The 6,618-nt window shown below is 58.4% G+C and carries 7 protein-coding genes, 1 tRNA gene and 1 pseudogene; 7 read left to right on the top strand and 2 right to left on the bottom strand.

Features of this window, described 5'->3' with window-relative positions; translation table 11 throughout:
• Positions 1–130: 130 nt before the first annotated feature.
• A pseudogene (locus tag GRH90_RS20230) lies at positions 131–322 on the top strand (integrase); the annotation flags it as partial.
• 15 nt (positions 323–337) lie between these two features.
• Here GRH90_RS20230 and GRH90_RS20225 read toward each other — a convergent pair.
• A tRNA-Arg gene (locus GRH90_RS20225) sits at positions 338–414 on the bottom strand.
• A 183-nt stretch (positions 415–597) separates the two neighbouring features.
• Between GRH90_RS20225 and folD the strand changes: the two genes are divergently transcribed.
• Positions 598–1,461 carry a bifunctional methylenetetrahydrofolate dehydrogenase/methenyltetrahydrofolate cyclohydrolase FolD gene (gene folD / locus GRH90_RS20220; RefSeq protein WP_162367764.1) on the top strand — a complete coding sequence of 288 codons (864 nt, stop codon included), beginning with the start codon at positions 598–600 and terminating at the stop codon, positions 1,459–1,461.
• Positions 1,462–1,473: 12 nt separating this feature from the next.
• Entirely contained in the window at positions 1,474–1,686 is a 213-nt protein-coding gene (ybcJ, locus tag GRH90_RS20215; RefSeq protein ID WP_162367763.1) for a ribosome-associated protein YbcJ, read from the top strand.
• A gap of 222 nt (positions 1,687–1,908) precedes the next feature.
• On the opposite strand, the gene cysS is transcribed toward ybcJ, so the two are convergent.
• Entirely contained in the window at positions 1,909–3,294 is a 1,386-nt protein-coding gene (gene cysS, locus GRH90_RS20210) for a cysteine--tRNA ligase (RefSeq protein ID WP_162367762.1), read from the bottom strand.
• 305 nt (positions 3,295–3,599) lie between these two features.
• Between cysS and ppiB the strand changes: the two genes are divergently transcribed.
• From ppiB to purK, 4 genes are all read left to right on the top strand, one after another.
• Positions 3,600–4,094: a peptidylprolyl isomerase B gene (ppiB, locus tag GRH90_RS20205; RefSeq protein ID WP_162367761.1), complete on the top strand. Its 495-nt coding sequence runs from the start codon at positions 3,600–3,602 to the stop codon at positions 4,092–4,094.
• Between the two features lie 8 nt (positions 4,095–4,102).
• Positions 4,103–4,828 (top strand): UDP-2,3-diacylglucosamine diphosphatase, encoded by a 726-nt coding sequence (locus tag GRH90_RS20200; protein WP_162367760.1) that lies wholly within the window; start codon positions 4,103–4,105, stop codon positions 4,826–4,828.
• A gap of 157 nt (positions 4,829–4,985) precedes the next feature.
• Positions 4,986–5,495 carry a 5-(carboxyamino)imidazole ribonucleotide mutase gene (gene purE / locus GRH90_RS20195; protein ID WP_162367759.1) on the top strand — a complete coding sequence of 170 codons (510 nt, stop codon included), beginning with the start codon at positions 4,986–4,988 and terminating at the stop codon, positions 5,493–5,495.
• Positions 5,492–6,568: a 5-(carboxyamino)imidazole ribonucleotide synthase gene (gene purK / locus GRH90_RS20190; RefSeq protein WP_162367758.1), complete on the top strand. Its 1,077-nt coding sequence runs from the start codon at positions 5,492–5,494 to the stop codon at positions 6,566–6,568. The genes purE and purK overlap by 4 nt, the downstream gene beginning before the upstream one ends.
• Positions 6,569–6,618 lie beyond the last annotated feature (50 nt).

Raw genomic sequence — 6,618 nt, 5'->3', positions numbered from 1 at the left:
GGACGATGTCTTGAGGGTTTTGCGGGGGTTTGTTTCATGAGTAGCGTCCATTAAAAAAAATGATGGACATCATCTTCGACAACTTGACGGGTAATTAACAGACGGCTCTGGGCGTACGCTTACAAACCAAATCCAGTCCGGTGTTCCGTTATCATCGTTTCAGGAAATGGGAGGCTTGGAGAGTATAGAAATGGTACGCAGATATGCTCATCTGGCGCCGAATCATGTAACGCAACATGCCTGCAAACTGGATGCGATATTTGGCGATAACGACACGCCAGCGATACAAGGCGAAAAAGAAGCGAGAATCAAAACAGCATAACTTACTGATTCCAAATGGTACGCCCTACAGGATTCGAACCTGTGACCTACGGCTTAGAAGGCCGTTGCTCTATCCGACTGAGCTAAGGGCGCATTGCGGGAAGTTGCTGGATAATGCGGTTGGATTATACGGAGCGGACCGGTTGAGTCAATGGCTTTTCTGCCGACCGGTGGTTCGCTGAACAAAAGGATTTCATTCAGTGCCTGACAGCGGGCCGCGCTTCTGCCAAAATACCCCCATCACAGCACGATTACACTGATGGATTGCCGATTCTGATGGTAGCTAAACTTATTGATGGTAAAACTATTGCTCAGCAGGTCAGGGATGAGGTGGCGGTAAAAGTAAAACAACGCCTGAATGCCGGGAAGCGCGCGCCGGGACTGGCGGTGGTTTTGGTAGGAGAAAATCCGGCGTCGCAAATTTATGTCGCCAACAAACGCAAGGCCTGCGAGGACGTGGGTTTTGTATCCCGCTCCTACAGTTTGCCGGACCAGGTCGGCGAGGCCGAACTGCTGGATCTTATCGATACGCTTAATGCCGATAGGGAAATCGACGGCATCCTGGTGCAGTTGCCGCTGCCGCCGGGCATGGATAATATCAACGTGCTGGAGCGCATCTCGCCCGATAAGGACGTTGACGGCTTCCATCCCTATAATGTCGGCCGGCTGTGTCAGCGGGCGCCGTTGCTGCGACCCTGTACCCCCCGGGGCATCATCACCCTGCTGGAACGTTACAAGATAGAGACGTTCGGGGTGAATGCGGTGGTGGTGGGCGCGTCCAACATCGTCGGGCGACCGATGAGCATGGAGCTGCTGCTGGCGGGCTGCACGGTAACCGTGACCCATCGGTTTACCAAGGATCTCCAGCGTCATATTGAATATGCCGATCTGCTGGTGGTGGCGGTGGGCAAACCCGGATTTATTCCCGGCGAATGGATTAAACCGGGAGCGGTGGTGCTGGATGTCGGCATTAGCCGGCTTGCCAACGGCAAGGTGGTGGGCGATGTGGACTTCGAGGTAGCCTCGCAGCGCGCGTCCTATATTACCCCGGTACCCGGCGGCGTCGGTCCCATGACGGTCGCCACCTTGATTCAAAACACTTTGCAGGCATGTGAAGACTTTCACGATATAGCATCATAACGGCGGAACACGATGGAAACTTTCTCACTTGACGGCCATCCGTACATTGAACTGTGCGATTTACTGAAGATTCAGGGTTGGTGTCACAGCGGCGCGGCGGCAAAAACCGCCATTTATGGTCAGCAGGTCAAGGTCAACGGCGCGATGGAAACCCGCAAACGGTGTAAGATCGTTGCCGACCAGCAGGTTGAATTTTTAGGCCAGGTGGTAAAAGTCGTCGAATAGACCGTTAACCGCACCGGCGCGTATCGGCCAGGGACGGATTTGGCCCGGGCCGCCGAATCCGGCGTTGGCGTTAAGCGGTAACCTATAAGTGATAAGCGGCGGGTGGTGAATAGCCCAGTTGTAAAACCAGCAGGGCGCGGATAATACCGCGCCCTGCTGGTTTTGGCCGCGGCACCCCCCCGGCCTTGGCTTTCGCCGCTGCGAAAGCCAAGGCGGGCATGATTAACCGCGACGCCAGATGGTGCCGCCGGCGCTGTCTTCCAGCACAATGCCCAGTTCGGTGAGTTTGGCGCGCGCTTCGTCGGCCAGCTGCCACTGCTTATTTTTGCGCGCATCGTTGCGCTGCTTGATAAGCGCTTCAATCTGCGCCGTTTCGCTGATATCGACCTGGGCGCCGTTTTGCAGGAACTGCTCCGGGTCCTGCTCCAGCAATCCCAGGACATTGGCCGTCCGGCGCAGCGCCGCGGCCAGTCCGACGGCGGCCGGCGGGTTTTCCACCTTCAGGCGGTTGACTTCGCGGGCCATCTCGAACAGCGCTGAATAGGCCTCCGGCGTATTAAAATCATCATCCATGGCGGCGGTGAACTGGGCGATAAACGACTCGCCGCCGGCGGGCCGGGCCGATGCATCGGCGCCGCGCAGCGCGATGTACAGACGCTCAAGGGACGATCTGGCCTGCTTGAGGTTTTCCTCGCTGTAATTGAGCTGGCTGCGGTAATGGCCGGACATCAGGAAATAACGCACCGTTTCCGCATCGTAGTATTTCAATACGTCGCGTACGGTAAAAAAGTTGTCCAGGGATTTAGACATTTTTTCCCGATCGACCATCACCATGCCGGAATGCATCCAATAATTGACATAAGGCCCTTCGTGGGCGCAGCTCGACTGGGCGATTTCGTTTTCATGATGGGGAAACATCAGGTCCGATCCGCCGCCGTGGATATCAAAATGATTGCCTAGCTGCTTGCAGTTCATGGCCGAGCACTCTATATGCCAGCCCGGACGTCCCAGGCCCCAGGGCGACGGCCAGCTCGGCTCGCCTTCTTTGGACATTTTCCACAATACGAAGTCCATCGGATTGCGTTTCACATCGTCGATATCCACCCGGGCGCCGGCCTGCAGCTGCTCCAGATCCTGACGCGACAGCACGCCGTAGGTGGGATCGGTGTCCACCGCAAACATCACATCGCCGTTGGCCGCTTGGTACGCATGGCCCTTTCGCAGCAATACCTCCACGATCTCGATGATATCGGCCATGTGCCGGGTCGCGCGCGGCTCTTCATCGGGCCGCAGGATATTCAGGCTGTCGAAATCCTTATGCATCTCGGCAATCATGCGTTCGGTCAGCGTATCGATGCTTTCATCATTATCATTGGCCCGTTTGATGATCTTGTCGTCAATGTCGGTGATATTACGCACATACTCCACCTCGTAGCCTTTGAAGCGCAGGTAACGGGTGACAACGTCGAAGGCGACAAACGTCCGGCCGTGGCCGATATGACAGAGATCATAGACGGTGATGCCGCACACGTACATACCGACTTTACCGGTATGGATAGGTTGAAAATCCTCTTTTTGACGTGTCAGGGTGTTATAAATCTTCAGCATCGACATTCATTCCATGGTGTTAACGGGGGTACGTGTGTATACCGACAAGTTTAGACAGGTTATATTCCAACAGCGTATTGAACCCTGAAGACGGCGGTAATGCAAGGCCGGGGGGCCGGCAAGCGAAACGGCGGACTGATTCCCGGCCAAAAACGCCGCCCGGCGCGCCGCCGGCCGCCAGAATAACAGAAAAAACCATTAGCTGCGGCGAATGCTGACTCCATGCCGGACTTATGTTATAAATTCAGTCTGCTTGATCACTTCGTGTGAGCAACTCTTTTCCCGACTCGTAGGACAACTATTTTATGGTCACTCTTCATACCAACCACGGCGATATTGTTATCAAAACCTTCGCCGATAAAGCCCCGTTAACCGTCGAAAACTTCCTGACCTATTGCCGTGAGGGCTTTTATGATAATACCATTTTCCATCGCGTGATTAATGGCTTCATGATCCAGGGCGGCGGTTTTGAACCCGGCATGACGCAGAAAAAGACCCGCGCGACCGTTAAAAACGAAGCCAACAACGGCCTGAAAAATACCCGCGGCACCCTGGCCATGGCGCGCACCAACGATCCGCATTCCGCCACCGCCCAATTCTTTATCAACCTGGTGGATAATGATTTCCTGAATTTCCGTTCGGAACGCGCCGACGGCTGGGGATACTGTGTCTTCGCCGAGGTGACCGACGGCCTTGACGTGGTCGATAAGATCAAAAACGTGGCGACCGGCAACAGCGGCCCGCATCAGGATGTGCCGAAAGACGATGTGATCATTACCGGCGTGACCCTAGACGAATAATCGTTGTCATGGCAACCCTGTTTGTCGCGGATATCCATCTTAGCGTCCAGGAACCGGCGATTACCGCCGGTTTTCTGCATTTTTTGCGGCGGCAGGCCGCGCACGCCGACGCGCTGTATATCCTGGGCGATCTGTTCGAAGCCTGGATCGGCGATGACGATCCCGCGCCGCTGCATGACGAGATAGCCGCGGCGCTGAACGCGCTGGCGCAGCGGGGGGTGCCCTGCTTCTTCATCCACGGCAACCGCGACTTTTTGCTGGGCAAGGATTTCGCCAGGGCCTGCGGCATGACGCTGCTGCCGGAAGAACGGCTGCTGACCCTGTACGACCGGCCAATCCTTATCCTGCACGGCGATACGCTGTGCACCGACGATCTGGCCTATCAACGCTATCGCAGGCGGGTCAACCAGCGTTGGCTGCAGCGTCTGTTCTTGGCGCTGCCGCTGAAATGGCGCCTGCGCATTGCCGGACGGATGCGGGCCGACAGCCAGCGCGCCAATGGCGCCAAATCCCAAACAATTATGGATGTCAGCCCGCAGGCGGTGGTTGCCACGCTTGAGCGTTATCAGGCGCAATGGATGATCCATGGCCATACCCATCGGCCGGCGATCCACACCCTGGACATCCGGGGCGGCAGCGCCCATCGCGCGGTATTGGGTGCCTGGCATCATCAGGGGTCGATGGTAAGGGTCACCAGGGACAGCGTCGAGCTGATTGAATTTCCCTACAACTGAGCGGCGCAATTTCTGGCGCCGGCGGCCACGCAACCGTTTTCCTCTCCCGGCTCACATGATATGCTCTACGCCCTCTTATCCCTGCAACCCAACCCCGGCGACAACGCGGCGTACGAGGCAGGGAGCGGTTGGCAACATTCACAGGAGCACTACGCGCATGCAATCCAATCTTGCCCCGGCAAAAATCGCCATCGTCATGGGGTCCAAAAGCGACTGGGCCACGATGCAGTTTGCCGCGGACATTCTCGCCTCGCTGCAGCTTGCCTGTCATGTGGAGATCGTCTCGGCGCATCGCACACCGGATAAACTGTTCAGCTTTGCCGAACAGGCTGCCGCCGCGGGTTTTGAGGTGATTATCGCCGGCGCGGGCGGCGCGGCCCATCTGCCGGGCATGCTGGCGGCAAAAACGCTGGTGCCGGTACTGGGCGTGCCGGTGCAGAGCGCGGCGCTGAGCGGCGTCGATAGTCTTTATTCCATTGTGCAGATGCCGCGCGGCGTGCCGGTGGGCACGCTGGCGATTGGCAAGGCCGGCGCGGCCAACGCCGCCCTGCTGGCGGCGCAGATCCTGGCGCTGCACGACCAGGGGTTAACCGCCCGGCTGGCGGCCTGGCGCCAGGCGCAAACCGATGAAGTGCTGGCGCATCCCGATCCAAGGGAGGACGCATGAAACCGGTTTGTATCCTGGGCAACGGACAATTAGGGCGCATGCTGCGCCAGGCCGGCGAACCCATGGGCATTGCGGTATTCCCGGTAGGGCTTGACGCCGATCCCGGTTCGGTGCCGTTTGCGCAAAGCGTGATTACCGCCGAAATCGAGCGTTGGCCGGAAACGCCCCTTACCCGTGAGCTGGCCCGTCATAATGCGTTTGTGAACCGGGATATTTTCCCACGGCTGGCCGATCGGCTGACGCAAAAGCAATTGCTCGATAGCCTGAGGCTGGCCACCGCGCCCTGGGAAGAGCTGACCGCCGCGGCCCAGTGGCCGCAGGCATTCGCCTCGTTTGGCAATCTGGCCGTGGTCAAGCGCCGCGTGGGCGGTTATGACGGCCGGGGCCAATGGCGTCTCGCCCCCGGCGATGAGGCGACGCTGCCGCAAGAGTGCTACGGCAGCTGCATCGTCGAGCAGGGCATCGCATTTTCAGGCGAAGTGTCTCTGATTGGCGCGCGCGCGAATAACGGCGCCATGGTGTTTTATCCGCTGACGCATAACCTGCATCAGGACGGCATCCTGCGCACCAGCGTGGCGTTCGCCCGGCCGGACGACGCATTGCAGCGCCGGGCGGAGGGCATGCTTTCCGCCATTATGCATGAGCTGGAGTATGTCGGCGTGATGGCGATGGAGTGCTTTATCGTCGGTAACGATCTGCTGATTAACGAGCTGGCGCCCCGGGTGCATAACAGCGGACACTGGACACAAAACGGCGCGTCCATCAGCCAGTTCGAACTGCACCTGCGCGCCATTCTCGACCTGCCGATGCCGATGCCTTCGGTGACCGCGCCGTCGGTGATGGTCAACCTGATTGGCACCGACGTCAGCGCCGCATGGCTGGCCGAGCCGCTGGTACATTTGCATTGGTATGAAAAAGAGGTGCGCCCGGGGCGTAAGGTGGGTCACCTGAATCTAAACCATAGCGATGCCGCCGAGCTTAGCCGGGCGCTGGAGCGCCTTGCTCCCCTCCTGCCGGCGGATTATCACGGCGGGCTGCGATGGGCGCGGCAAAAGCTGGCCGATCCGGGCTGAAAACGCCCATGGCCCCGGCGGCAACCGGTCGGAAGCTAAAAAAAACGCCC

It is taken from the genome of Acerihabitans arboris (assembly GCF_010131535.1).
In the GTDB taxonomy this organism is placed as follows: domain Bacteria; phylum Pseudomonadota; class Gammaproteobacteria; order Enterobacterales; family Enterobacteriaceae; genus Acerihabitans; species Acerihabitans arboris.
This window is presented reverse-complemented; position numbering and strand designations above follow the sequence as displayed.